General features: G+C 73.0%; 21 protein-coding genes. 18 read left to right on the forward strand and 3 right to left on the reverse strand.

Annotated features, from left to right (window positions below):
- Window position 1 precedes the first annotated feature (1 nt).
- Window positions 2–604, forward strand: a complete 603-nt coding sequence (locus ABC138_RS01105; RefSeq protein WP_068325090.1) for a histidine phosphatase family protein — start codon at window positions 2–4, stop codon at window positions 602–604.
- Here ABC138_RS01105 and ABC138_RS01110 read toward each other — a convergent pair whose 3' ends face one another.
- The gene (locus tag ABC138_RS01110) at window positions 605–2,590 is read right to left on the reverse strand and encodes a thioredoxin domain-containing protein (RefSeq protein WP_345912487.1); all 1,986 of its coding nucleotides are present in this window, start codon (window positions 2,588–2,590) and stop codon (window positions 605–607) included.
- 37 nt (window positions 2,591–2,627) lie between these two features.
- Here ABC138_RS01110 and ABC138_RS01115 point away from each other — a divergent pair, with 37 nt between their 5' ends.
- Complete coding sequence (locus tag ABC138_RS01115; protein WP_345912488.1) at window positions 2,628–3,563, forward strand: type IV toxin-antitoxin system AbiEi family antitoxin domain-containing protein; 936 nt, start codon at window positions 2,628–2,630, stop codon at window positions 3,561–3,563.
- A gap of 63 nt (window positions 3,564–3,626) precedes the next feature.
- On the opposite strand, the gene ABC138_RS01120 is transcribed toward ABC138_RS01115, so the two are convergent.
- Both ABC138_RS01120 and ABC138_RS01125 read right to left on the reverse strand, forming a co-directional pair.
- A complete protein-coding gene (locus ABC138_RS01120) occupies window positions 3,627–4,526 on the reverse strand; it encodes an aminoglycoside phosphotransferase family protein (protein WP_068422284.1) in 900 nt (299 codons plus the stop codon).
- Window positions 4,523–5,374, reverse strand: a complete 852-nt coding sequence (locus tag ABC138_RS01125; protein WP_345912489.1) for a hypothetical protein — start codon at window positions 5,372–5,374, stop codon at window positions 4,523–4,525. The genes ABC138_RS01120 and ABC138_RS01125 overlap by 4 nt, the downstream gene beginning before the upstream one ends.
- A gap of 87 nt (window positions 5,375–5,461) precedes the next feature.
- On the opposite strand from ABC138_RS01125, the gene ABC138_RS01130 reads away from it, so the two are divergent.
- From ABC138_RS01130 to ABC138_RS01205, 16 genes are all read left to right on the forward strand, one after another.
- Entirely contained in the window at window positions 5,462–5,998 is a 537-nt protein-coding gene (locus tag ABC138_RS01130) for a hypothetical protein (RefSeq protein WP_068325085.1), read from the forward strand.
- 1 nt (window position 5,999) lies between these two features.
- Window positions 6,000–7,097, forward strand: a complete 1,098-nt coding sequence (nusA, locus tag ABC138_RS01135; protein WP_068325084.1) for a transcription termination factor NusA — start codon at window positions 6,000–6,002, stop codon at window positions 7,095–7,097.
- Between the two features lie 28 nt (window positions 7,098–7,125).
- Window positions 7,126–7,443: a YlxR family protein gene (locus ABC138_RS01140; RefSeq protein ID WP_068325083.1), complete on the forward strand. Its 318-nt coding sequence runs from the start codon at window positions 7,126–7,128 to the stop codon at window positions 7,441–7,443.
- Between the two features lie 128 nt (window positions 7,444–7,571).
- Window positions 7,572–10,466 carry a translation initiation factor IF-2 gene (gene infB / locus ABC138_RS01145; RefSeq protein WP_345912490.1) on the forward strand — a complete coding sequence of 965 codons (2,895 nt, stop codon included), beginning with the start codon at window positions 7,572–7,574 and terminating at the stop codon, window positions 10,464–10,466.
- 176 nt (window positions 10,467–10,642) lie between these two features.
- Complete coding sequence (locus ABC138_RS01150; RefSeq protein ID WP_068325081.1) at window positions 10,643–11,146, forward strand: DUF4190 domain-containing protein; 504 nt, start codon at window positions 10,643–10,645, stop codon at window positions 11,144–11,146.
- Between the two features lie 91 nt (window positions 11,147–11,237).
- Window positions 11,238–11,618 (forward strand): hypothetical protein, encoded by a 381-nt coding sequence (locus ABC138_RS01155; RefSeq protein ID WP_082807542.1) that lies wholly within the window; start codon window positions 11,238–11,240, stop codon window positions 11,616–11,618.
- Between the two features lie 59 nt (window positions 11,619–11,677).
- The gene (rbfA, locus tag ABC138_RS01160; RefSeq protein WP_345912491.1) at window positions 11,678–12,133 is read left to right on the forward strand and encodes a 30S ribosome-binding factor RbfA; all 456 of its coding nucleotides are present in this window, start codon (window positions 11,678–11,680) and stop codon (window positions 12,131–12,133) included.
- Window positions 12,130–13,050: a tRNA pseudouridine(55) synthase TruB gene (gene truB, locus ABC138_RS01165; protein ID WP_345912492.1), complete on the forward strand. Its 921-nt coding sequence runs from the start codon at window positions 12,130–12,132 to the stop codon at window positions 13,048–13,050. The genes rbfA and truB overlap by 4 nt, the downstream gene beginning before the upstream one ends.
- 10 nt (window positions 13,051–13,060) lie before the next feature.
- On the forward strand, window positions 13,061–14,029 hold the full coding sequence (locus tag ABC138_RS01170) for a bifunctional riboflavin kinase/FAD synthetase (protein WP_345912493.1): 969 nt from the start codon (window positions 13,061–13,063) through the stop codon (window positions 14,027–14,029).
- A gap of 3 nt (window positions 14,030–14,032) precedes the next feature.
- Window positions 14,033–15,166, forward strand: coding sequence for an FtsW/RodA/SpoVE family cell cycle protein (locus ABC138_RS01175; protein ID WP_345912494.1), 1,134 nt, complete (start codon window positions 14,033–14,035; stop codon window positions 15,164–15,166).
- Window positions 15,167–15,230: 64 nt separating this feature from the next.
- Window positions 15,231–17,087, forward strand: coding sequence for a long-chain fatty acid--CoA ligase (locus ABC138_RS01180; protein WP_345912495.1), 1,857 nt, complete (start codon window positions 15,231–15,233; stop codon window positions 17,085–17,087).
- 58 nt (window positions 17,088–17,145) lie between these two features.
- Window positions 17,146–19,125, forward strand: a complete 1,980-nt coding sequence (locus tag ABC138_RS01185) for a TIGR03960 family B12-binding radical SAM protein (RefSeq protein ID WP_068325075.1) — start codon at window positions 17,146–17,148, stop codon at window positions 19,123–19,125.
- Window positions 19,126–19,201: 76 nt separating this feature from the next.
- On the forward strand, window positions 19,202–19,390 hold the full coding sequence (locus ABC138_RS01190; protein ID WP_068422257.1) for a hypothetical protein: 189 nt from the start codon (window positions 19,202–19,204) through the stop codon (window positions 19,388–19,390).
- A 56-nt stretch (window positions 19,391–19,446) separates the two neighbouring features.
- Window positions 19,447–22,305: an FAD-binding and (Fe-S)-binding domain-containing protein gene (locus ABC138_RS01195; protein WP_068422254.1), complete on the forward strand. Its 2,859-nt coding sequence runs from the start codon at window positions 19,447–19,449 to the stop codon at window positions 22,303–22,305.
- Between the two features lie 11 nt (window positions 22,306–22,316).
- Window positions 22,317–23,048 carry a TIGR03936 family radical SAM-associated protein gene (locus ABC138_RS01200; RefSeq protein ID WP_345912496.1) on the forward strand — a complete coding sequence of 244 codons (732 nt, stop codon included), beginning with the start codon at window positions 22,317–22,319 and terminating at the stop codon, window positions 23,046–23,048.
- 157 nt (window positions 23,049–23,205) lie between these two features.
- Window positions 23,206–26,043, forward strand: a complete 2,838-nt coding sequence (locus ABC138_RS01205) for an Rne/Rng family ribonuclease (protein ID WP_345912497.1) — start codon at window positions 23,206–23,208, stop codon at window positions 26,041–26,043.
- Window positions 26,044–26,169: the final 126 nt, after the last annotated feature.

The following is a 26,169-nucleotide window of genomic DNA, read 5'->3' on the forward strand; positions in this document are numbered from 1 at the left end:
CGTGAGCCCTACGCGCGTGCACCTCGTCCGTCACGGGGAGTCCACGTGGAACCGTGACGGCCTCGTCCAGGGTGCCCACCGGGGGCCCGGCCAGTCCGTGCTCACCGACGCGGGACGCGCCGACGCCGCCCGGGCCGGGCTCGCCCTGGGCGCGGTGCTGGGTCCGCCCCGCTCGGAGCGCGCCCTCGCCCTGTGGTCCAGCGACCTCATGCGTGCCCTGCAGACCGCCGAGATCATCTCGGTGGCCCTGCGCCCCGCCGGGTGGCACGCCTCGGTCCGCAACGAGGCCGGCCTGCGCGAGCAGGCCCTCGGCCGGCTCGAGGGGGAGCGCAGCGACCTCCTGCGTGCCGAGGAGGTCCCGCAGGACCGCCACATCAGCGAGGTCCGCTGGGGCGGGGGCGAGTCCATGCAGGACGTCTTCGAGCGGGTCGGCGAGTGGTTCGCCCCAGCCCTCATCGAGCAGCCCGAGCACCTCGTCGTCGTCAGCCACGAGCACACGATCCGGGCCGCTCTCGCGTGGCTGCGCTCGCACTCGCACCGCGACATCGACTGGGACGAGCCGATCGATCCCGGGTCCGTCACGAGCGTCGACGTCGTCGACTGATCACAGCAGTCGGCGCAGCGCCTCGGGGTCGGTCACCGGCGCGTCGCAGACGAAGCCGCGGCACACGTACGCGGTCGCCCGCCCGTCGACGAGTGGTCGGTCCGCGAGCAGCGGCTCGCCGGGGGCATCGGGCTCGCCGCTGACGATGACGAGCCCCGGTGCGGGGGAGGCCTCCGCCACGGCACGAAGGGGGCCGTCCGCGCCCTCGCCGACGATCGCCACCTGGAGCGGTCCGGCGAGCATCGCCTCGGCCACCGCCAGCGCCCAGCCGGCGAAGCGCGGGTCGTGGGTGATGATCCGCGACTGCGCGGCGACGGCCTCCTCGGCGAGCGCTCGGTGGTCGGTGCGATCGGTGAGGGCCGAGTGGGTGAGCAGGGCGCCCGCGATGGCCGAGACCCCCGCCGGCTCGGCGTTGTCGGTGCGCCCGCGCGGACGGGTGATGAGGGCCTCGCCGTCATGGGCCGTGTCGTGCCAGCCGTCCTCGTCGTGGAAGAGGCTCGTCGCGAGCTCCAGGACCTCGCCGGCGCGCGTCAGCCAGGTCGTCTCGCCGGTGGCGCGGTGGAGCGAGAGCAGCCCCTCGGCGAGGTTGCCGTGGTCGTCGAGCACTGCCGGCGCCGGGCCGACCACGCCACCGAGCGAGGTGCGGCGCAGGCGCCCGTCGACGAGGTGGTGCTCCAGGACGAGCCGCGCCGCGGCAGCGGCGGCCTCGACGAGGTCGGGGCGGCGCAGGGTGACGCCGGCGTCGGCGAGGGCGGCGATGGCCAGGCCGTTCCAGCTCGTGACCACCTTGGCGTCGAGCGCGGGCTGGGGGCGCTCGTCGCGGGCCGTGAGGAGGCGGACTCGCACCGACTCCCACCACCCCGCGTCGGCTGAGTCCTCGACGTCGTGGAGCAGCTGCAGCGTCGAGGTCCCGTGCTCGAAGGTCCCCTCGGGGGTCACCTCAAGCAGCTCGGCGGCCCGGCGCCCGTCCTCCTCGCCGAGGACCTCGACGAGCTGCGCCGGGGTCCACACGTAGGTGGCACCCTCGACGGACCGGCCGTCGATGATCGTGTCGGCGTCGAGGGCCGAGGCGAACCCCCCTTCGTCCGTGCGCAGGTCGCGCACGAGGAAGTCTGCGGTCGACCCGGCCACCCGACCCGCGAGCTCGTCGCCCGTCGCGCGGTGCCAGTGCGTGTACACGCGCAGCAGCTGGGCGTTGTCGTAGAGCATCTTCTCGAAGTGGGGCACGACCCACTCCGCGTCGACGCTGTACCGCGCGAAGCCGCCCGCGAGCTGGTCGTGGATGCCGCCGCGGGCCATCGCCTCGAGGGTCCGCTCGGCCATGGCGAGCGCGTCGGCGTCACCGGTGCGCGCGTGGTGCCGCAGCAGGTGCTCGAGGGTCATCGACGGGGGGAACTTCGGCGCCCCGCCGAAACCCGCCCGGGCGTCGTCGAAGACCTTGCGCAGCGTGTGGACCGCCAGCGCGACCTGCTCGTCCTCGATCGGTGAGCCCGGACCCGGGTCGGCGATGCCGGCCAGCTGCGCGGCGATGCTCGTCGCGCTCGCGGTGAGCCGCTCACGGTCCTCCCGCCACGCGGTGCCGGCGGCATCGAGCAGCTGCAGCAGCTGCGGCCTGGGCAGGTAGGTCCCGGCGAAGAAGGGCTCGCCGTCCGGCGTGATGAGCACGGTCATCGGCCACCCGCCGTGACCCGTCATCGCCTGCGTGGCGAGCATGTAGACCGCGTCGACGTCGGGCCGCTCCTCGCGGTCGACCTTGACGCTCACCCACCCGGCGGACAGGGCCGCGGCCACCCCTTCGTCCTCGAAGCTCTCGTGCGCCATGACGTGGCACCAGTGGCAGGCCGCGTACCCGACGCTCAGGAAGATCGGGACGTCCCGTCGCCGGGCCTCCGCGAAGGCCTCCTCGCCCCACTCCCACCAGTCGACGGGGTTGTCGGCGTGCTGGCGCAGGTAGGGGGAGAGGCTGGCGGCGAGTCGGTGGCCCATGCCCCCACCGTCTCACCCCCGGGGAGGCCGGGGCGCCGTGCGTACCCACGGGACCACCACCTCCACCGCCCTGCTGGCCCAGGGTGTCAGCAGCAGGGAGATCACCGCGGCGGTGCGCTCGGGGCAGCTCGTGAGGGTCCGTCGCGGGGCCTTCGTCGACGGGGACCTGTGGCGGTCGGCCACACCTTGGGACCGGCACGGTCTCCGCGCGCTCGCTGTCTACCGCAGCCGCCCCGACGACGTCAGCGCCCTGAGCCACCACAGCGCCCTCGCCATCCGGCTGATCGCGGTGCACGGCGTCGACGACCGGGTGCACCTGGTGCACACCGATGGTCGCAGGGGGCGCACCGATGCCGTCCTGCGCGTGCACCGGCAGGTACCCGCAGAGCTCATCGAGGTGCATCGGTCGGTGCGGACGGTGACCCCGGCCACCGCCTGCCTCCAGGTAGCGGTGCAGTTCGGGGCCGAGGCCGGGCTGGTGAGCGCCGACAACGCTCTCCACCGCGCGGTGATGACCCGGGAGGACCTTGTCGGCGCGATGACGCTGCTTCGACCGGACAGGTGGTCCCGAGAGCCGGCTCGGGTCGTGGCGCTGGCCGACCCACGGATCGAGTCGGCCGCCGAGTCGCGGGCGCGGTGGGCCTTCCACCTCGCCGGCATCCCGCAGCCGACGCCGCAGGTCGAGCTGCGTGACGAGCGGGGCGAGGTCTGGGCGCGGCTCGACTTCCTGATGGAGCTCGAGGGCGTCATCATCGAGGTCGACGGGATGGGCAAGTACCAGGACCCTCGAGCCCTACGGGCCGAGAAGGTCCGGGAGGACCGGCTGCGGGAGCTCGGGTACGAGGTCGTGAGGCTCGTCTGGGCGGATCTCTCGGACCCGATGGTGGTGCTGCGCAAGGTGACGGCAGCCGTGGACCGGGCGCGCCGTCGTCGGTCTGTCCCCGGGTTGACGTCGTTGGTCCCACCCGTGTGACGAAATTGCGTGACACAGGTGCGCGTCAGGACGACAGGGGACCGCGACCCGGCCCCCCTTCGCTCAGTCGCCGAGCGCCTTGACGAGCGCGACCGCCCGGGACACTCGTTCGGCGTCGCCGTCCTCGAGCGCCCGGACGGCGCCCACCAGCTCGCGCAGCGCGCTCACTGAGCGCACGAGTCCCTCGTCCAGGCCGGCCACGTCGCACACGACCTCCACGCGGCGTCGCACGGACCAGCGCAGCGACGCGCCCGTGCCCATCTCCGACCAGCGGTTGCAGAGCAGCGGAGCGACCTCCCAGGCGGGGTGCCCGACGACCGGCTCGGGGTCGATCGCGACCCAGTCGGTGCCGTCGGACAGCACGTTGCCGTAGTGCAGGTCGCCGTGGAGGAGCCGGTGCCCGTCGAGCGTCGGGAGCGCGCGAAGGGAGCCCCGCGCCTGCTCGACGTACCTGCGCGGCAGCCCCGCGGCCGCCGGCCGCGACAGGACCTCCCGGACCCACGGCTCGAGCTGCGGCAGCTGCGGCAGGGGAGCGACGTGCAGGTCCGCGTAGAGACCCGCGACGACCGCCACGGCTTCCTCGTCCCACACCCCCGTGAGGTCCTCGGTCGTGAGGCGTTCGAGCAGCAGGACCGAACGGCGCGGGTCGGCCCGCAGCAGCCGCACGGCCCCGCGACCGTCCCACGTCCGCAGCGCCAGGTGCTCGCCGTCGGCGTCCGTGTGCGGCCAGCCGAGCTTGAGCACGGCGCGCCCCTCGGGCCCGCGCACGGGCAGCACGAGCGCGCAGCGGCCGGTCATCGCCGGCCCGTCGACGGCCAGGTCCCACGCGTCGAGCACGTCGGCGACCAGGTGGGGGAGGGCGGCCACCCAGTCGGCGCCCGAGGGACCTCCGTCGGCCTCGAGCGAGGAGACGTGCGTGACGAAGGCCGACGGGACGAGCGCCGCCGCGTCCGCGACCCTCACGTCGTGGGCTGGGCGTCGCCGTAGAGCTCGGGGACCGGCCGGCCGAACCGCGGTCGGGAGATCCGCTCGGCCGCGACCATCCACTGCACGAGCTCGAGGGCCGCGTCGCGGTCGTCGGCGAGCCCGTCGAAGCCCGCGGCGTGGACGGCGAGCAGCCGCTCGCACGCGTCCTTGCCCCACTCCAGCGCCTTGGACCCGGTGAGGCCGGCGGGGCGCTCGTAGCCGAGGGTGACCTCGTCCGCCTGCTCGCCGGCCGCAGTGGTCTGCCGGATCTCCAGGCGCTGCAGGGCCCGGGCTGCGGTCAGCGCGTCCTCGGCGACCGCGCCGGTGGCCTTGGCGGCGATGACGTCGAGGGCGTAGACCGCGGCCCGGGTGCCCGCGAGGACATCCGCGGCGACGGAGCCCGCGGTCCACGGCTGCGTGCCGGCCGGCGTCCACAGCCCGCTCCTCCGGCCGAGGGGGGTGGCGATGCGGTGGGTCGCCGTGAGCTGCCCGACGAGCCGCAGCATCCCGGGCGCGCACTCGCGCACCGCCGCCTCGAAGGCCGCGGCCGTCTCGCCGTCGGACGTCGGCGCGGTCGCGTCGTCGAGCACGGTGGCCGGGACCTGGGCCCCCTCGAGCGCCGTCCGCAGCCGCTCGGCGCGGGCCGCGGCGTGCTCGGCGTCGGAGTCACGCAGGGTCCCGAGGACCGCGAGCAGCGCGGACTCGGCGGGGACCGGCTCCCGCCGCGGGACGAAGGGGAGGTCCGGCGCGTCGTCCTCGAGCCGAACCCCGCAGCCGGTCAGGACGGCGGCGGCGAGTGTCGCGGCACCGGCGAGCACGAGACGACGGCTGGGCGGGACGGGCACCGGTCGATCTTCGCATGTCTCGCGGGGCGCGGATCATGACTAGAGTGTCGGGCCAGCACGTCAACTCCACACGGAAGGCGCTCTCCCATGGCTCTCGACCAGGACATCCACACCCAGGTGTCCGGCGCGTTGGGTGGTGACTTCAGCGTGGCCGGGGTGGTCGTGACACCCGCTGGCAAGCGCCGGGTCGCCCGGATCACCGTCGAGCGGACGGTCGTCGACGCGGTCGGGGACACGCCGGTGGAGCAGCTCACCCTCGACGAGATCGCCGATGCGACCCGTCTGGTGAGCGATGCCCTGGACAGCTCCGACGTCATGGGCAGCCAGCCGTACACCCTCGAGGTGAGCACCCCCGGCACGGACCGACCGCTCACCGAGCCGATGCACTTCCGCCGCACCGTCGGCCGCCTCGTGGAGCTCACGCTCGCCGAGGGCAGGGGCGAGGGCACGGTCACCGGCCGCGTCCTCGCGACGACGGCCGACGGCGTCGAGCTGCACCTCGCCGGCACCAAGCGGCAGGCGCCCCGCACCGAGCACTTCCCCTTCGCCGACATCACCAAGGGCGTCGCCCAGGTGGAGTTCACCCGACCGAGCGCGCCCGACGGCGACGACGACAAGGACTGACATGGACATCGACATCCACGCCCTGAAGGCTCTCGAGCGCGAGCGGGAGATCCCCTTCGACATCCTCGTCGACGCCATCGAGGCGGCGCTCCTCGGCGCGTACCACCGCACCGAGGGCGCGTACAAGAACGCGCGCGCCGAGCTCGGTCGCAAGGACGGGCACGTCGTCGTGTGGGCCCGCGAGGAGCACGTCCTCGAGGAGGAGGTCCCGGTCGAGGCGGTCGAGGGCGAGCCCGCCCCCGTCGACGACGAGGGCAACCCCCTCATGCGTACCCGCACCCGGCGCGAGCTGGGGCCCGAGTTCGACGACACCCCCGACAACTTCGGTCGGGTCGCGGCCGCCACCGCTCGTCAGGTCATCACCCAGCGCATGCGCGACCTCGAGGACGAGGCGATCATGGGCGACTTCCGTGGCCGCGAGGGCGACATCGTCGCCGGGGTCATCCAGCAGAGCTCCAACCCGCGCAACGTCCTGGTCGACTTCGGCACGGTGGAGGGCGTCCTCCCTTCGGCCGAGCAGGTCCCCGGCGAGGTCTACAAGCACGGCGACCGCATCCGCGTCTACGTCGTCTCGGTCAAGCGCGGCATGCGTGGACCCGAGATCGGTCTCTCGCGCACCCACCCCAACCTCGTGCGCAAGCTCTTCGCCATGGAGGTCCCGGAGATCGCCGACGGGTCCGTCGAGATCGCGGCGCTGGCCCGCGAGGCCGGCCACCGCACCAAGATCGCCGTGCACTCCAAGATCCCCGGCCTCAACGCCAAGGGGGCGTGCATCGGCGCCATGGGTGCCCGCGTCCGCGCGGTCATGGCCCACCTGCAGGGCGAGAAGATCGACATCGTCGACTACTCGGAGGACCCGCAGAAGTTCATCGCCGCTGCCCTCTCGCCCTCCAAGGTGCAGTCGGTGACGATCGTCGACCCGAGGCTGCGCTCGGCGCGCGTCGTCGTCCCCGACTACCAGCTCTCCCTGGCCATCGGCAAGGAGGGCCAGAACGCCCGGCTGGCGGCCAAGCTCACCGGCTGGCGCATCGACATCCGTCCCGACACCGCGGCCGACCCGAGCGGGGACGCCTCCGCCCCCGGTCCGTCGGCCGGGTGACGGACGGGACGCGGCAGGGGCTAGACTGATGGAGGTCGATCGGTCTGGACTCCAGTCCGGCCCACCCGTCGCGGGTCCCATCCGGACCTGCATCGGGTGTCGAGGACGGGATAGCCGGTCGACCCTGCTGCGCATCGTCGTGGAGACGGATGACCTGGGTCGCACCACGGTCGTGCCGGACCCGCGTCGGCGGCTGCCGGGTCGTGGGGCATGGCTCCACGCCGACATCGCCTGCTTGGACCTCGCCGTCCGGCGGCGGGCCTTCTCCCGCGCCTTCCGGCGCCGGGTGGATGGCTCCGACGCCGTCCGCCGCTGGCTCGAGCACCTGGGCAGCAACCTGTCATGACCAACACAGTTCAGCACCGAGAGCGGGTTTGACGCTGATGAGCACCCGATGAGTACTCAGCAATGAGCATTCACCTCAACTGACGACGGTCCGCGCCTCCTTCCGGTACGGACCAGAGAAGGAGAAACGTGGCCAAGGTCCGTGTCCACGAGCTCGCGAAGGAGCTCGGGGTTTCCAGCAAGACCCTCCTCGCCCACCTGGGTGACATGGGGGAGTTCGTGAAGTCTGCGAGCTCGACGATCGAGGCGCCTGTCGTGCGCCGGGTGAAGAACAACCCCCCGCCGACCGAGGGTGGCGCCAAGAAGGCGGCCGCCAAGCCCGCGGCGAAGCCCGGCCCCAAGGCTCCCGCCCCCACCACCCCTGAGCAGGCTGCCCCCAAGGCACCGGCGGCGACGCCGGGTCCCAAGGCGCCCACCCCCGGTCCCGCACCCGCGGCGCCTGCCCCCGCGACACCCGCGTCGGCTGCTCCGACCCCTGCCGCTCCGGCGGCTCCCCAGGCACCTGCGGCCAGGGCCGCGGAGGCTCCCGCCGCTGCAGCGCCTGAGGCTCCTGCTGCCCCGGCCGCCGAGCAGCCCGCGACGCAGGACAAGCCGGCCGCGGCGACTCCCGGTCCCAAGGCCCCGGCTCCCGGCCCGCGTCCCGCGCCGGCCAAGCCGGCCGGTCGTCCGGGTCCGCGTCCCGGCAACAACCCCTTCGCCTCCAGCCAGGGCATGGGCACCCGTCGCGAAGGGGGTGGCTCCGGCGCCCCGCGCCCGGGCAACAACCCCTTCGCCTCCAGCCAGGGCATGCCGCGCCCCGGCCAGCGTCCCGGCGGCCAGCGTCCCGGTGGGCAGCGCCCCGCCGCGGGTGCCGGTGCCGGTGGCCCGCGTCCGGCCGGTGCCGGTGCGGGTGCCGCTGGTCCCCGTCCCGGTGGTCCGCGTCCGTCGCCCGGCATGATGCCGGCCAGCTCGGCCGTCCCGCGGCCGGGTGAGCGTCCCGGTGGCCGTGGTGGCGCCGGTGGTCGCGGTCGTCCCGGGGCCGGTGGCCCCGGCGCCCGTCCCGGCGGCGGCGGTCCCGGTGGGTACCGCGGTGGCCCCGGTGGCCGTGGCGGCACCCAGGGTGCCTTCGGTCGCGGTGGCGGCCGGAGCAAGCAGCGCAAGTCCAAGCGCGCGAAGCGGGCCGAGTTCGAGCAGATGTCCGCGCCGTCGATCGGCGGCGTGGTCGTCCCCCGTGGTGACGGCACGACCGTCATCCGCATCCGTCAGGGTGCCTCGATGAGCGACTTCGCCGACAAGATCAACGCCAACCCGGCGTCGCTCGTCACCGTGCTGTTCAACCTCGGCGAGATGGCCACGGCGACCCAGTCCCTGGACGAGGTCACCTTCCAGCTGCTCGGGGCCGAGCTCGGCTACGACATCCAGATGGTCTCGCCCGAGGAGGAGGAGCGCGCGCTCTTCGACGCCTACAACGTCAACCTCGACATCGGCCTCGAGCACGAGGACGACGAGGACCTGGTGGCTCGTCCGCCGGTCATCACCGTCATGGGTCACGTCGACCACGGCAAGACGCGTCTGCTCGACGCGATCCGCCAAGCCGACGTGGGCTCGGGGGAGACCGGTGGCATCACCCAGCACATCGGTGCCTACCAGATCCGCACCGAGCACGAGGGCGTCGAGCGGGCGCTGACCTTCATCGACACCCCCGGTCACGAGGCGTTCACCGCCATGCGTGCCCGTGGTGCCAAGGTCACCGACATCGCGGTCCTCGTGGTCGCTGCCGACGACGGCGTCATGCCGCAGACCATCGAGGCGCTCAACCACGCCCAGGCTGCGGACGTGCCGATCGTCGTCGCGGTCAACAAGATCGACGTCGAGGGCGCCGACCCGGCCAAGATCCGCGGTCAGCTCACCGAGTACAACCTCGTGGCCGAGGAGTACGGCGGCGACACGATGTTCGTCGACGTGTCCGCCAAGCAGGGTCAGAACATCGACTCCCTGCTCGACGCCGTCCTGCTCACGGTCGACGCCGAGCTGGACATGCGGGCCAACCCCGATCGCGATGCCCGCGGTGTCGCGATCGAGGCCAACCTCGACAAGGGCCGCGGTGCGACCGCGACCGTCCTCGTCCAGTCCGGCACGCTGCGCGTCGGTGACGCGATCGTCACCGGCTCGGCCTTCGGTCGTGTCCGCGCCATGCTCGACGAGCACGGCAACAACCTCGACGAGGCGGGCCCGTCCCGTCCCGTGCAGGTGCTCGGGCTGTCGTCCGTGCCCCGCGCCGGTGACACCTTCGTGGTGGCCCCGGACGACCGCACCGCGCGCCAGATCGCCGAGAAGCGTGAGGCGGCGGACCGTCAGGCCAGCCTGGCCAAGGCCCGCAAGCGGATCAGCCTCGAGGACCTCGACCAGGTCATCGCGGCCGGCAAGATCGACACCCTCAACCTCATCCTCAAGGGTGACGTGTCCGGTTCCGTCGAGGCCCTGGAGGATGCGCTCCTGCAGATCGACGTCGGTGACGACGTGGACCTGCGGATCATCGACCGCGGCGTCGGCGCGATCACGCTGAACAACATCAACCTGGCCATGGCCTCGGACGCGATCATCATCGGATTCAATGTCCGCGCCGAGGGCCAGAACGCCGAGGTCGCCGAGCGCGAGGGCGTGGAGATCCGCTACTACGGCGTGATCTACCAGGCCATCGAGGAGATCGAGCAGGCGCTCAAGGGCATGCTCAAGCCGGAGTACGAGGAGGTCGAGCTCGGCTCGGCGGAGATCCGCGAGATCTTCCGCTCCAGCAAGTTCGGCAACATCGCCGGTTCCATCGTCCGCAGCGGCGTCATCAAGCGCGGCTCCAAGGCGCGGATCACCCGCAACGGCGTGGTCATCACCGAGGGCCTGGAGCTCACCGGTCTGCGTCGCTTCAAGGACGACGTCACCGAGGTCCGCGAGGGCTTCGAGTGCGGCATCAACCTCGGCAGCTTCAACGACGTGCAGGACGGTGACCTCATCACCACGTACGAGATGCAGGAGAAGCCCCGCAGCTGATCCTCGCCCGTGCGAGCGAAGGGGGGAGGACCGGCGAGAGCCGGACCTCCCCCCTTCGTCGTGCCCGCTGGGAGCAGGGGAGTCCTCCCCACCGACATGCCCGCCCCAATGCCGCGACGGGCCGGGCCCGGACACTAGGGTGTGCCTGACCGCATGACATCTATCAGGGGAGCGACATGACGACGCCACCTCCTCCGCCCGGCAGCGGGGGCAACCAGCCCTACGACCCCACGGGGAGCAACCCGTACCCCTCCTCCGAGGGCTCCGGCTCCACCCCCTCCGGCTCCACCCCGGCGGGCTCCTTCCCGGGCGCCACCCCGCCCCCGCCCCCCGGCGCACCGAGCTACGGCTCGCCGTCCGGCGGCATGCCCCCGCAGGCGCCCCCGCCGGGCGGTGGCTTCCCGCAGCAGGGCCAGAGCAACAACGGCAAGATCATGTCGATCATCTCGATCGTCACCGGCGTCATCGGCCTGTGCTGCTGCTCGTGGTTCGTCTTCTCCATCGCGGCCGTCGTCCTCGGCTACCTCGGTGGCAAGGAGTTCGACAAGACCGGCGAGAAGAAGACCCTCGCGCAGGTCGGCCTCGGTCTCGGTGTCCTGGGCATCGTCCTGGGCATCATCGTGTGGATCCTCACCGCCACCGGTGTGATCGACGCGAACTTCTACAGCGACCTCTCCTGAGAGATCGCTCGGTGACGCCCTCGGCCCTCTCGGGCCGGGGGCGTCCGTGTCTCCCGGGCACACCGACCGCGTCACGACCTCGAGGAGGACCATGAGCACGCCCCCTCCGCCCCCCGGCTACGGGACCCTGCCGCCGCCTCCCGGCGGGCACGGACCGCCGCCCCCGATGCCCTACCCGCAGGGCGGCCCCCCGCGGGGTGGCGGCTCGACCAGGACGCTCGGGATCATCGCGCTCGTCGCGGGCATCATCGCGCTCCCGGCCTCGTGCTGCTGGTTCCTCGGGTGGATCCCGGCGCTCACCGCGATCGCCTGCGGTGGCGTCGGCCTGACCCAGCTGCGGCACGAGCCCGGCAGCGACGCCAAGCCGTACCTGGTGAGCGGGCTCGTCCTCGGTCTCCTCGCCCTCGCCCTCGTGGCGCTCTGGTTCTTCCTGGGCATCGCCTCCTCCCTCGTGGACAACCAGTACTACTGATCGACCGTGGTTCGCATACCGTGGACCCGTCCCCACCCAGCCCCTCACGGAGGTGTGCCATGGCCGACCCGGCCCGCGCCCGCAAGATCGCCGACCGCATCCAGGAGCTCATCGCGGCCAACCTGCAGCAGGTCGTCAAGGACCCCGACCTCGGGTTCGTGACGATCACCGACGTGCGGGTGACCGGCGACCTGCAGCACGCCTCCGTCTTCTACACCGTCTTCGGTGACGACGCGCAGCGCGAGCGCAGCGCGGCGGTCCTCGAGGCCAACCGCGGCAAGCTGCGTTCCTTCGTCGGCAAGCAGCTGGGCATCCGGCTGACCCCGACGCTCGAGATCATCCCGGACGCAGTCCCCGAGAACGCCTCCCACATCGACGACCTGCTGCGCTCCGCGCGCGAGCGTGACGCGGACCTCGCGCGTTCCCGCAGCGACGCCCGCCCCGCCGGCGAGGCCGACCCCTACCGCTCCAAGGACGGCGAAGGGGAGGACACGCCCCCTCCGTCCCGGGCGTGAGCGAGGGCCTGGTCGTCGTCGACAAGCCGTCCGGCTGGTCGAGCCACGATGTCGTCGCGCGGTGCCGGCGGCTGTACCGGACCAAGAAGGTCGGCCACGCGGGCACCCTCGACCCGATGGCCACCGGTGTCCTCGTCCTCGGGGTCGGTCGCGGCACCAAGCTGCTCACCTTCCTCGTCGGCGCGGACAAGGAGTACACGGCGACCATCCGCCTCGGCCAGGCGACGGTCACCGATGACGCCGAAGGGGAGGTCACGAGCGTCGGCGAGGTGGCCGGCATCGACCGGGCCGCCCTCGACGCGGCGGTCGGGCGCCTCACCGGCGACATCGAGCAGGTCCCGAGCTCGGTGAGCGCGATCAAGGTCAAGGGGGAGCGCTCCTACGCCCGCGTGCGCGCCGGCGAGGACGTGCAGCTCCCGGCCCGCCCGGTGACGGTCTCGCGCTTCGACGTCCTCGACGTGCGCCAGGGCGAGGCCGACGGTCACCCGGTGCTCGACGTCGACGTCGTCGTCGAGGTCTCCTCGGGGACCTACGTGCGCGCGCTGGCCCGCGACCTCGGTGAGGACCTCGGCAGCCGGGGCCATCTCACGGCCCTGCGGCGCACCCGCGTCGGCGGGCTCACGCTGGAGCACGGCCACTCGCTCGACGCGCTGACGGCGCTGCGCGAGGCGGGCGGCGACGACGCGATCATGCCGCTCACCCCGCTGGAGGAGGCGGCCCGCGCGGCACTCGTGGCGCGTGAGCTCACCGAGGGCGAGGCCCGCGCCCTCGGCTACGGGCAACGCATCGAGAGCGCCGAGCCGGGCCGCTCGCAGCCCGTCGCGGCCTTCTCCCCGGCGGGCGTCCTCGTGGCCGTCCTGGACGAGAGTCGCGCCACAGCGCGTGCCCACGTCGTCTTCGCGCCGGCCAGTTCGTAGAGTGTCGCCCGTGCAGCAATGGTCATCCCCGAGTGCCACCCCGCCGCAGCTGCGGCCGTGCGTGGCGACCTTCGGCAACTTCGACGGTGTGCACCGCGGGCACCGCGCGATCCTCGACGAGCTCGCCCGGCAGGCGCGCGCGCGTGACGTGCCGGCCGTGGCGGTGACGTTCGACCCGCACCCGGTGGAGGTCATGCACCCCGAGCGGGCCCCGCAGATCATCTCCCCCGGGGTCCTGCGCGACGACCTGCTCGAGCAGGCGGGCGTCGACGGGTTGCTCGTGCTGCCGTACACGCTCGAGTTCGCCCGCACGAGCGCCGTGGACTACATCGTCGACACCTTCGTCACCGGGCTGCACGCCGAGGCCCTCGTCGTCGGCGCCGACACCCGCGGCTTCGGTGCCGGGTACACCGGTGACGTGGACCTCCTGCGCGAGCTGGGGGAGCAGCACGGCTTCGAGGTCGTCGTCATCGAGGACCAGGGGGACACCGCGCGGTGGTCCTCCTCGGCGGTGCGCAACCACCTCGCCATCGGCGAGGTCGAGGACGCCGCCGCGATCCTCGGTCGGCCGCACCGCGTGACCGGCACCGTCGTCCACGGCCACCACCGCGGCCGCGAGCTCGGCTACCCGACCGCCAACCTCGGCACCGACAGCCTCGGGCTCATCCCCGCCGACGGTGTCTACGCCGGGTGGCTCACCCGGCTCGACCTCGACACCGACGGCACCGACCGGCGCCTGCCCGCGGCGATCTCGGTCGGGACCAACCCGACCTTCGACGGGCAGGTGCGCGTCGTCGAGTCCTACGTCCTCGACCGCACGGACCTCGACCTCTACGGCGAGCAGGTCGCGGTCGACTTCGTCGGGCACGTGCGCCCGACCCTGCGCTTCGACACCATCGACGAGCTCCTCGAGGCCATGGCCGACGACGTCCGGCAGACCCGGGCGGTCCTCGGCCTACCGCCGTCCGCACCCGCCTAGTCCGTGCACCGGCTGCTGCGGTCCGACCTCGTCCTCGTCGCGGCCGCCCTCACCGCCTCCGGGCTCGGTGCGCTGCTCGTCCACTCGGCGACCCGTGCGGAGGCCGGGTCGGTCTACCTCGTGCGGCACCTGCTCAACCTGGGCATCGGGCTCGTCCTGGCGCTCCTGGTGCTCCGGCTCGACCGCGCGGTGCTGCGGGCGCTCGCCCCCTTCGTCTACGCCGTGGGCATCCTCGGGCTGGCGCTCGTGCTCACCCCGCTCGGGTCCGAGATCAACGGCTCGCGCTCGTGGATCCAGCTGCCCGGCGGGTTCTCGATCCAACCGAGCGAGCTGGCCAAGGTCGGGCTGTGCGTCGCCCTACCCATGCTGCTCGCGCCGGCCGCCGAGCGCCGCCAGCGGCCACGTCCCCGTGAGGTCCTGCTCGCCGGCGTCGTCACCGCCGTCCCGGTGCTGCTCGTCATGGCCCAGCCCGACCTCGGGTCCGCGCTGGTCCTCGTGGCCCTCGCGCTCGGGGTGCTCGTCGTCTCCGGCGCCGCGTGGCCCTGGCTCGTCGGTGTCCTCGTCGCCGTCGTGACGGCGGTGACCGCTGCCTTCACCACGCCCCTCCTCAGCCCGTACCAGCGCGACCGGCTCACCGCCTTCCTCGACCCGTCGGCCGACCCGCTCGGGATCGGCTACCAGACGCAGCAGGTGCGGGCCGCGATCGCGGGTGGCGGCTGGGGCGGGCAGGGGCTGCACGCCGGCGAGCTCACCGGGTCCGGCGCGATCCCCTTCCAGGAGACCGACTTCGTCTTCTCCGTCGCGGGGGAGGAGCTCGGCTTCGTCGGCGCGGCCTTCGTCGTCGTCCTGCTCGGGCTCGTCGTCGCCCGCGTCGCCCTCGCCGGGACCCGGACCGATGACCCCTTCGTGCGGCTCGTCTGCTGGGCGGTCGCGGCCTGGTTCGCCGTGCAGTCGGTGGAGAACATCGGGATGAACCTCGGGCTGCTGCCCGTCACCGGCCTGCCGCTGCCCTTCCTCTCGTACGGCGGGTCCTCGATGTTCGCCTGCTGGGCCGCGATGGGGCTCGTGGTCGCGGTGAGCCACGAGGGCCCCCGGGGCGTTCATTACCGATCGGTCACCTTGTGGACCACCCGGTGACAGCCGAGCCTTCCGTGGGGGATGATGCGCGCATCACCCGCAGCCCACGAAGGAGTGGACTCACGTGCCCGACCCTCGCCCCACCCGCGCCTCCGACGAGGTCTTCGACGCCAGCGTCTTCGAGGACCGTGCTCCATCCGTCGGCCACCTGCTCCGGCAGCGCATCGCCGACACGCCCGACAACATCGCCTATTCCTACCCCGCCGGCATCGCCTGGGACGAGCTGACCTGGGCCCAGCTGGGGGAACGGGTGTGGGCCCTGGCCGCCGGACTCGTCGACCTCGGGATCCAGCCCGAGGACCGGGTCGCCCTGGCCTCGAGCACCCGCATCGAGTGGGTCCTCGCGGACTACGCGATCATGGCCGCCGGTGCCGCCACGACCACGATCTACCCGACGTCGATCAGCGACGACGTCGCCTTCATCACCGACGACTCCGGGTCCAAGGTCGTCGTCGCCGAGGACGCGGAGCAGGTGGCCAAGCTGCGCGAGGTCCGCGACGCGATCCCGGGGGTCACGACGGTCGTCGTCATGGACACCGAGGGCGTCGACCTCGACGACTGGGTCGTCTCCCTCGAGGACGTCGAGGAGCGCGGCCGCGCGCTCCTCGCCTCGGAGCCGGGGGTCGTCGACTCCCGCATCGACGGCACCGGGCCGAGCTCGCTCGCCACGATCATCTACACCTCCGGCACCACCGGTCGACCCAAGGGCGTGCGCCTGCGGCACGCGACGTGGACCTACCAGGGCGCGGCCATCCGGGCGACCGGGATGCTCTCCGAGGACGACGTCCACTACCTGTGGCTGCCCCTGTCGCACGTCTTCGCCAAGGTGCTGCTGCTCATCAGCACCGACGTCGGCATGCAGACGGCCGTCGACGGCCGGATCGACAAGATCGTCGACAACCTCGGTGAGGTCCGCCCGACCTTCATGGCCGCGGCCCCGCGCATCTTCGAGAAGGTCTACGGCCGCATCTCGCTCGGGATGGAGGAGGAAGGGGGAGCGAAGGCCAAGATCTTCGCCTTCGCCTCCGAGGCCGCCCGGGAGTACTCGCGGACGCTGTCCGACAACCGCCGGCCCGGGCTGCTCCTGGGCCTGAAGCACACGATCGGCGACAAGCTCGTCTTCGGCAAGGTGCGTGAGCGCTTCGGCGGCCGCGTCCGGTTCTTCATCTCCGGCTCCGCGGCCCTCAACCAGGACATCGCCCACTGGTTCAACGGCGCCGGCCTGCCGATCCTCGAGGGCTACGGCCTCACCGAGACCTCGGCGGCCGCGACGGTCAACCGGCCCTACGCCCTGCGGGTCGGCTCCGTCGGCTGGCCCACGCCGCAGACGGACATCAAGATCGCCGAGGACGGGGAGATCCTCATCCGCGGCGAGCACGTCATGGAGGGCTACCACAACAACCCCGAGGCCACCGCCGAGGTGCTCTCCGAGGACGGGTGGTTCCACTCCGGGGACATCGGCGAGATCGACGCCGACGGGTTCGTCAAGGTCACCGACCGCAAGAAGGACCTGTTCAAGACGAGCAACGGCAAGTACGTGGCGCCCTCGCTCATCGAGTCGACCTTCAAGGGGCTGTGCCCCTACGTCGGACAGCTGCTCGTCCACGGTGAGAGCCGGCAGTTCGTCACGGCTCTCATCACCCTCGACGAGGAGGCCATCAAGCCGTGGGCCGAGGCCAACGGGCTCGAGGGCGCGAGCTACACCGAGATCGTCTCCTCGCTGCAGGCGCGCGAGATGGTCCAGGGCTACGTCGACCAGCTCAACGCCGGGCTCAACCGGCACGAGCAGATCAAGAAGTTCCACATCCTGGGCCGGGACCTCACCGTCGAGGACGGCGAGCTGACCCCCAGCCTGAAGCTGCGCCGCAAGGTCGTCGCGGAGAAGTTCAAGGGCGACATCGAGGAGATGTACCCGAGCTGACAGCGGGGTCCGGTGCGCGGCGTTTGGGTACCCCGCGCACCGGACCTACCCTTGTCCCATGTCCGGTGAGTCGATCTTCCCTGCCCTCGAGCCCCTGCTCGAGCAGGTCAGCAAGCCCATCCAGTACGTCGGGGGCGAGCTCAACTCGACCGTCAAGGACTGGGACGTCGGTGGCCACGGGCCCCAGGGCCAGGACCTGACGGTGCGCTGGGCCCTCATGTACCCCGACGCGTACGAGGTCGGCGTGCCCAACCAGGGCGTCATGATCCTCTACGAGGTGCTCAACGAGCGTCCCGACGCGCTGGCCGAGCGCACCTACGCCGTGTGGCCCGACATGGAGGCCCTGCTCCGCGAGGCAGGCCTGCCGCAGTTCACCGTCGACGGGCATCGCCCCGTGGGTGACTTCGACGTCCTCGGCCTGAGCCTGTCCACCGAACTCGGCTACACCAACGTGCTCACGGCGCTCGACCTCGCCGGCATCCCGCTGCACGCCGCCGACCGCACCGACGAGCACCCGATCGTCGTCATGGGCGGCCACGCCTCCTTCAACCCCGAGCCGGTCGCCGACTTCATCGACGCCGCCATCATCGGTGACGGCGAGGAGGCGGTGCTCACCGCGACCGACATCATCGGGGAGTGGAAGGCCCAGGGCCGCCCGGGCGGCCGCATCGAGGTCCTGAGGCGCCTCGCCGCGACCGGTGGCGTCTACGTCCCGGCCTTCTACGACGTCCACTACCTGCCCGACGGGCGCATCCAGCGCGTCGTGCCCGCCGAGTCCGGCGTGCCCTGGCGCGTGGACAAGCACACCGTCATGGACCTCGACGCGTGGCCCTACCCCAAGAAGCCGCTCGTCCCGCTCGCCGAGTCCGTCCACGAGCGGATGAGCGTCGAGATCTTTCGCGGCTGCACCCGCGGCTGCCGCTTCTGCCAGGCCGGCATGATCACCCGCCCCGTGCGCGAGCGCTCGATCACCGGCATCGGCGAGATGGTCGAGGCGGGCCTGGCGGCGACCGGCTTCGAGGAGGTCGGCCTGCTCTCCCTGAGCAGCGCCGACCACAGCGAGATCGGGGACATCGCCAAGGGCCTGGCCGACCGCTACGAGGGCACCAACACGGGCCTGTCGCTGCCGAGCACCCGCGTCGACGCCTTCAACATCGACCTGGCCAACGAGCTGACCCGCAACGGTCGCCGCTCCGGGCTGACCTTCGCCCCCGAGGGCGGCTCCGAGCGGATCCGCAAGGTCATCAACAAGATGGTGACCGAGGAGGACCTCATCCGCACCGTCTCGGCGGCGTACGGCGCCGGCTGGCGGCAGGTCAAGCTCTACTTCATGTGCGGCCTGCCGACCGAGACCGACGACGACGTCCTCCAGATCGCCGAGGTCGCCAAGCGGGTCATCGAGACCGGGCGCCAGGTCGCCGGCCACAACGACATCCGCTGCACCGTCTCCATCGGCGGCTTCGTGCCCAAGCCGCACACCCCCTTCCAGTGGGCCGGCCAGCTCGGCGCGGAGGAGACCGACGCGCGCCTGCACAAGCTGCGTGAGGCGATCCGCTCCGACAAGCGCTACGGCCGCTCGATCGGCTTCCGCTACCACGACGGCAAGCCGGGCATCGTCGAGGGACTGCTCTCGCGCGGCGACCGCCGCGTGGGCCGGGTCATCGAGCAGGTCTGGCGCGAGGGTGGCCGCTTCGACGGCTGGAGCGAGCACTTCTCCTACGACCGCTGGATGACCGCGGCGCAGACCGCGCTGGCGGGCACCGGCGTCGACGTCGCCTGGTACACCACCCGCGAGCGCGAGGAGGCCGAGGTCCTGCCCTGGGACCACATCGACTCCGGCCTCGACAAGGAGTGGCTGTGGCAGGACTGGCTCGACGCGGTCGACGAGACCGAGGTCGAGGACTGCCGCTGGACCCCGTGCTTCGACTGCGGCGTCTGCCCGCAGATGGGTACCGACATCGAGATCGGCCCCACCGGCAAGACACTGCTCCCGCTCACCGTGCTCGGGGCCGGCAAGCAGGACATGGTGAGCGGCTGACCCGCCTCTGGCGCACGCGTCGGCCCGTCCGTGGCAGGCTGAGCGGGTCACCACGGTCCAGCGGGGGAGCAGGGACATGTCGATCGAGCTCGGGGCGGTCATCGTCGGGGTCGTGGCCGTGGCGTACGGCGTCGGGTTCGCCGTCGTGCCGGATGACGGATGGAGCCCGTCGGCCCGGTCGCGGTACGTCCTGGGCGGGGCCGGACTCGTCGCCCTCCTCTTCTTCGTCCTCGTCGTCGTGCCCTGGTTCATCGGCCGGGGGTGACGCCCGCAGCGCGGACCCGTCGACGGCACGGCGGGACGAAGGGGGACAATCGCGCCATGACCGCGACCTCCTCCGAGCTGACCCGGGCCCTGCGTCACGCCGGCATCGCCGACGCCCGCGACGACGCGCTCACCGTGGGCATGTACGCCACGGACGCCGGCCTCTACCGGGTGCCGCCGCGTGCGGTCGTCTTCCCGCGGCACACCGACGAGATCGACGCCACCCTCGAGGTGGCCCGCGGGCTCGGGGTGCCGATCACCGCCCGAGGCGCGGGCACCTCGTGCGCCGGCAACGCGGTGGGGCCGGGCATCGTCATCGACACCGCCCGTCACCTGGGCCGGGTGCTCGAGGTCGACCGGGACAGCGCCACCGCCCTCGTCGAGGCGGGCACGGTGCACGCCACGCTGCAGGCCCGCGCTCGTGAGGTCGGCCTGCGCTTCGGTCCCGACCCCAGCAGCCACACCCGGTGCACGATCGGCGGGATGATCGGCAACAACGCCTGCGGCAACCGGGCGCTCGGGTACGGCCGCACGAGCGACAACGTCGTGGCCATGGACCTGCTCACCGCCGCGGGCCGACGGCTGTCCGCGACCACCTCGGTGGCGGGGGGCCCCCCTTCGCTCACGGGTGACGACGCCCTCGTCGGCGAGCTGACGCGCCTGGCCGACGACCACCTCGAGACCCTGCGCACGGAGTTCGCCACCTTCGGCCGGCAGGTCTCCGGCTACGCGCTCGAGCACCTCGCGCCAGAGCGCGGCCGCGACATCGGCCGCATGCTCGTCGGCTCCGAGGGCACGCTGGCGATCGTGACGCAGGCGCGCGTGCGCCTCGTCACCGACCCGCCGGCCACCTGCCTCGCGGTCCTGGGCTTCGAGGACATCTACGCCGCCGGTGACGTCGCCCACCTGCTCAAGGGCCTGGGTGCCGTCGCGGCCGAGGGGATCGACTCGCGCATCGTCGACGTCGTGCGCACCCGACGCGGGCCGCGCGCCGTGCCCGACCTGCCACGGGGGGCCGCGTGGATGCTCGTCGAGGTGCCCGGTGAGGACGCCGCGACGGCCCGCGCCGCCGCGGAGCGGGTCTGCCGCGAGATCGCGAGCACCGACTCCCTGGTCGTCACCGACCCCGCCCACGCCCGGGCGCTGTGGAAGATCCGCGAGGACGGTGCCGGTCTCTCGGCGCGCTCGCAGCGGGACCGGCCGGCCCACGCCGGCTGGGAGGACGCCGCGGTCCCGCCGGCGCGGCTCGGTGACTACCTGCGTGCCTTCGACGCGCTGCTCGAGGAGCACGACGTCCAGGGCCTGCCGTACGGCCATTTCGGCGACGGCTGCCTGCACATCCGGCTCGACATCGACCTCACCGCCCCCGACGCGACCGAGCGCTACCGCCGGCTCGTCGAGGAGGCCGCCGACCTCGTCGCGGCCCACGGCGGCTCGCTCTCCGGTGAGCACGGGGACGGGCGGGCCCGCTCGGCCCTGCTGCCGCGCATGTACCGCCCGGAGACGATGGCCCTCTTCGGGGCCGTCAAGCACGCCTTCGACCCCGACAACCTGCTCAACCCCGGCGTGCTCGTCGACCCCGCGCCCGTCGAGGCCGACCTGCGCATCCCCGCCGCCCGGCGCGTCGCCGTGCCGCTGGCCTTCGGCTACCCCGAGGACGGCGGTGACTTCGGCCAAGCCGTGCACCGCTGCACCGGCGTCGGCAAGTGCCGTGCCGCGGGCACCTCGAGCACCGTCATGTGCCCGAGCTACCTCGCGACGGGGGAGGAGAAGGACTCCACCCGCGGCCGCGCCCGCGCCCTGCAGGAGATGCTCAACGGCACGACGATCACCGGCGGGTGGGCCGCGCCGGAGGTCCACGACGCCCTCGACCTGTGCCTGTCGTGCAAGGGCTGCTCGAGCGACTGCCCGACCGGTGTCGACATGGCGACCTACAAGTCCGAGGCGCTGCACCAGACCTACCGGGGCCGGTTGCGTCCGCGCAGCCACTACTCGCTGGGTCGCCTGCCGCAGATGGCCCGACTGGCCTCGCGGGCACCGCGGCTCGTCAACGCGATGACCTCGTTGCCGGGGCTGAAGCGGATCACCCTGCCCGCGGCCGGGGTCGACCCGCGCCGGAGCATCCCGAGCTTCGCGCGGCAGACCTTCCGCACGTGGGCGCAGGGCGAAGGGATGATCGCCTCCGCCGCGCAGGCCGCCGGCACCGACCACCCGGTCGCGATCTTCGTCGACTCCTTCACCGACCACTTCTCGCCCCAGGTCGGGCGGTCCACGGTGGCGCTGCTGCGGGAGGCGGGGTTCACCCCCTTCGTCCCGGCGGAGGCGCTGTGCTGCGGCCTGACCTTCATCTCCACCGGCCAGCTCGACGCGGCGAAGAAGACCCTCGCCGACGCCGCCCACGTCCTCGCCCCCGTCGTCGCCGCCGGGATCCCGGTCCTCGGCATCGAGCCGAGCTGCACCGCAGCCCTGCGCCACGACCTGCCGCGGCTCGTCGACTCCGGCGCGGCGCGGCAGGTGGCCGGGGGAGTGCGCACGGTCGCCGAGCTGCTCGCCGTGGCCATCGACGAGGGCCGCTGGACCGCCCCCGACCTCACCGGCACCGAGGTCGTCGCGCAGCCGCACTGCCACCACCACGCGGTGATGAGCTGGGCCGCCGACGAGGCGCTGCTCGCCCGCACCGGCGCGAGCGTGACGCGCCTCGGCGGCTGCTGCGGCCTCGCCGGCAACTTCGGCGTCGAGCTCGGCCACTACGAGGTGTCGGTCAAGGTCGCCGAGCAGCAGCTGCTGCCGGCCATCGAGGCAGCCTCGCCCGACGCGGTCGTGCTCGCCGACGGCTTCTCCTGCCAGACGCAGATCGCCGACCTGTCCGAGCGCACGGGCGTGCACCTGGTCGAGCTGCTCGCGCGCGGCACCTAGGCTTGACCCCCATGGCCAAGCAACGCACCCCCGACGGTCCGCCACCACCCCCGGCGGTCCAGAAGCTGCGCATCCAGTACGCCCGGCGCGGGCGGCTGCGCTACTCCTCGACCCGTGACTTCGGGCGGGCGCTCGAGCGGGCCCTGCGTCGCTCGGGTGTGCCGATGGCCTACTCCGCGGGGTTCCACCCGCACCCGAAGATCTCCTACGCCAACGGTGCGCCGACCGGTGGGGCGAGCGAGGCGGAGTACTTCGAGATCTCGGTGACCGAGCGGGTCGACCCCGCCGCGGTGGCACGCGCGCTCGACGAGGCGCTGCCCGACGGGCTGGACATCGTGTCCGTCGTCGAGGCGCAGCCGGGGGCCCTCGCCGACCGGCTCGAGGCGAGCCACTGGCGGCTCACCTTCCCCGGCGTCGCCCCGGCCGACCTCGAGCGCGCCGTGGCCGGATTCCTCGCGGAGGAGTCGGTCGAGGTCTCGCGGATGTTCAAGCGGGGCATGAAGTCCTTCGACGCGCGCGGACCCGTGCTGTCGGCGCGGACCGACGTCGATGAGCAGGGCTGTGCGATACTGACGATGGTCGTGCGGCACACCACACCTGCCGTTCGCCCCGACGACGTCCTCAGCGCGATCACCGCTGCCACATCGTTCGCGCCGCCGCGATCGCCCCAGGCGACCCGGCTGGCGCAGGGCCTGTGGAGCAGCGAGACCGAGAGCGTGGCCGACCCACTGGCCACCGACTGAGTCGCCGCCGGCCCCGAGGGGGTGCCGCGCTCAGCGCGAGCTCCCACGAGGCAACACGGACCTTTCCGCGGGCGAGTGCCCGCCACGCCGCACAGCGGTCGGACTGCACCCCCAGGGTGCCGGTGTCGGGGTCGGGCCCTCGTGCAGGAGGTGCCACATGGCCACCGACGACATGCCGTTCGACGAGACCGTCGAGACCACCGAGGACGAGACCCTGCTGAGCGCCCAGGAGGCGGCTCCCGAGCCGGCTGCGGTCGTGCCGAGCTTCGGTCTGCTCTTCCAGCCGCCGGCGCCCGTCGCCGCCCCGACCCGTCGCCGGGCTCCCGAGCCGGAGCCCGAGGACGTCGACGAGGACGAGGACGAGCAGGGCACCGAGGACCAGGGCCGGAGGGACACCTCCGGCTCCACGGACTCCCTGGACTCCACGGACTCCACGGATGCGTCCGACGCCGACGACGACGGCCGGGGCGAAGGGGGCCGACGTCGCCGCCGTCGTGGCGGCCGTGGCCGCAACAACCGCGGGGGCGAGGGCACCGACGCGAGCGACTCCTCGGGTGATGACGCCCAGGACGAGGCCGGGGACGTGTCCGACGCCTCCGACGACGCGGACGACTCCGCCAGGGACGAGCGCACCAGGGGCCGTGGCCGCGGTCGTGGTCGTGGCCGCGGCAAGCCCCAGCAGGACGACTCCACCGACGGCGACGACTCCGACGAGTCCGACGACAGCGCCTCCGAGGACGACTCCTCGGACGACTCCGACGACGACGGCTCGGGCAGCTCCCGCCGGCGTCGTCGCCGTCGCCGCGGGGGCGGTGGCAACGGCGGCCAGGAGGACCCGCCCGGCACCGTGACCAAGGTCCGCGAGTCCCGGCGCGACGAGCCGCAGGCCATCAAGGGCAGCACGCGCCTGGAGGCCAAGAAGCAGCGTCGCCGCGAGGGCCGCGAGGCCGGTCGTCGCCGCACGATCATCACCGAGGCCGAGTTCCTCGCCCGCCGCGAGAGCGTCGAGCGGGTCATGGTCGTGCGCCAGCAGGGCGATCGCACGCAGATCGGTGTCCTCGAGGACGGGGTGCTCGCGGAGCACTACGTCTCCCGCGAGACCACCTCGACGATGGTCGGCAACGTCTACCTCGGCCGTGTGCAGAACGTGCTGCCGAGCATGGAGGCGGCCTTCATCGACATCGGCAAGGGCCGCAACGCGGTGCTCTACGCCGGAGAGGTCAACTGGGAGGCACAGGGCGTCGGCAACGGCCAGGCCCGCCGCATCGAGAACGCGCTGAGCTCCGGCGACTCCGTCCTCGTCCAGGTCACCAAGGACCCGGTGGGCCACAAGGGCGCGCGCCTCACCTCGCAGATCTCGCTGCCCGGCCGCTACGTCGTCTACGTGCCCGAGGGCAGCATGACGGGCATCTCGCGCAAGCTGCCCGACACCGAGCGCGCCCGCCTCAAGGGCATCCTCAAGCAGGTCGTGCCGGACAGCGCCGGCGTCATCGTGCGCACCGCCGCCGAGGGCGCCTCGGAGGCCGAGCTGACCGCCGACGTCGAGCGCCTCACCAAGGCGTGGGACAAGGTCGCCGACAAGGCCGAGGCCAAGAAGGGCAAGAAGGGCTCCGCCGGCGGCGCCCCCGTCCTCCTGCACGCCGAGCCCGACATGACCGTGCGCGTCATCCGCGACATCTTCAACGAGGACTTCGCGCGGATGGTCGTCTCCGGTGAGGACGCCTGGCGCGAGATCAAGGGCTACGTCGACGACGTGGCGCCCGACCTGTCCGAGCGCCTCGAGCAGTGGACCGGTGAGGGCGACGTCTTCGCCGCGCACCGCATCGACGAGGCGATCGCCAAGGCGATGGACCGCAAGGTCTGGCTGCCCTCCGGCGGTTCGCTCGTCATCGACCGCACCGAGGCGATGACCGTCGTCGACGTCAACACCGGCAAGTTCACCGGCTCCGGGGGCAACCTCGAGGAGACGGTCACCAAGAACAACCTCGAGGCCGCCGAGGAGATCGTCCGCCAGCTGCGCCTGCGCGACATCGGCGGCATCATCGTCGTCGACTTCATCGACATGGTCCTGGAGTCCAACCGCGACCTCGTCGTGCGCCGGCTCCTCGAGTGCCTCGGCCGGGACCGCACCAAGCACCAGGTCGCCGAGGTCACCTCGCTCGGCCTGGTCCAGATGACCCGCAAGCGGGTCGGTGCCGGTCTCATCGAGGTCTTCTCGCAGGAGTGCGAGCACTGCCACGGCCGCGGGATCATCGTCCACAGCGAGCCGGTCGCGCACGACCCGGGCGGTCACGCCGGGGGCAACCACGGTGGCGGCAGCGGCGGCTCGTCGCGTCGCGGTCGCTCGAAGGGGGAGAAGGACTCCTCCGTGCAGCGGCACGAGCCGGTCGAGGAGCCGACCGACGCCCACGGCCGCACCCCGGCCCAGATCGCGGCGGCCGCCCACGCCGCGGCGATCAAGAACATCGCCGGTGAGCCCGGCGAGGACGACGTCGCGGAGCTCGCGCCCGAGCAGTCGGCGCCCGAGGTCCAGGCCGAGCAGGCCGAGCAGGCCGAGCAGCCCGAGCCGAAGCGTCGCCGCGGTGGCCGCCGCGCCGCCTCCAGCGCCGGGGCACCCGTGGCCCTCGAGCCGGTGGACCTCACCGGTGCCGGCTCCTCGAGCCCGGACGAGCAGTCCTCGGCTCCCGAGGTGCTCGCCGTCGAGCCCGTCGACGACGTGCAGCCCGTGCCGGCCGTCGAGCCCGAGCCCGAGTCCGAGCCCGCCGACGAGCCGAAGCGCCGCCGCGGTGGCCGCCGTGCAGCCTCCAGCGCCGGTGCGCCCGTTGCGCTGCAGCCCGTCGACCTGACCGCCCCGGTCGACTCGGCGCCGATCACCAAGATCGCGGGGGAGAGCGGCGAGCCGCCGACCACCCCGGTCGCCGACCCTGAGCCGGCCGCCCCGGCCCGTCGCAAGCGCAAGCGGGTCACCTCGGAGGCCGGGCCGCCCAAGGCCTGACCCGCCCCGCGCGCGGACCCGGGTGCCCCCCTTCGCCGGTTTGTCGGTCGGAGGGGGGCACGGGTAGTCTTGACCCTTGGTGCGCCCACCGAGCGGACGCTCCGCGCTCGCGCGTGGGGACTGTTG

The sequence above is a fragment of the Janibacter sp. LM genome (assembly GCF_039631275.1).
Classification (GTDB): domain Bacteria; phylum Actinomycetota; class Actinomycetes; order Actinomycetales; family Dermatophilaceae; genus Janibacter; species Janibacter terrae.

Excerpts from the sequence above, each read along its gene's own strand:
- ABC138_RS01110 (WP_345912487.1), bottom strand. The coding sequence starts at position 2,590 with ATGGGCCACCGACTCGCCGCCAGCCTCTCCCCCTACCTGCGCCAGCAC.
- ABC138_RS01130 (WP_068325085.1), top strand. The coding sequence starts at position 5,462 with ATGGCTCTCGACCAGGACATCCACACCCAGGTGTCCGGCGCGTTGGGT.
- nusA (WP_068325084.1), top strand. The coding sequence starts at position 6,000 with ATGGACATCGACATCCACGCCCTGAAGGCTCTCGAGCGCGAGCGGGAG.
- ABC138_RS01140 (WP_068325083.1), top strand. The coding sequence starts at position 7,126 with ATGGAGGTCGATCGGTCTGGACTCCAGTCCGGCCCACCCGTCGCGGGT.
- ABC138_RS01150 (WP_068325081.1), top strand. The coding sequence starts at position 10,643 with ATGACGACGCCACCTCCTCCGCCCGGCAGCGGGGGCAACCAGCCCTAC.
- ABC138_RS01155 (WP_082807542.1), top strand. The coding sequence starts at position 11,238 with ATGAGCACGCCCCCTCCGCCCCCCGGCTACGGGACCCTGCCGCCGCCT.
- rbfA (WP_345912491.1), top strand. The coding sequence starts at position 11,678 with ATGGCCGACCCGGCCCGCGCCCGCAAGATCGCCGACCGCATCCAGGAG.
- ABC138_RS01185 (WP_068325075.1), top strand. The coding sequence starts at position 17,146 with ATGTCCGGTGAGTCGATCTTCCCTGCCCTCGAGCCCCTGCTCGAGCAG.
- ABC138_RS01190 (WP_068422257.1), top strand. The coding sequence starts at position 19,202 with ATGTCGATCGAGCTCGGGGCGGTCATCGTCGGGGTCGTGGCCGTGGCG.
- ABC138_RS01195 (WP_068422254.1), top strand. The coding sequence starts at position 19,447 with ATGACCGCGACCTCCTCCGAGCTGACCCGGGCCCTGCGTCACGCCGGC.
- ABC138_RS01200 (WP_345912496.1), top strand. The coding sequence starts at position 22,317 with ATGGCCAAGCAACGCACCCCCGACGGTCCGCCACCACCCCCGGCGGTC.
- ABC138_RS01205 (WP_345912497.1), top strand. The coding sequence starts at position 23,206 with ATGGCCACCGACGACATGCCGTTCGACGAGACCGTCGAGACCACCGAG.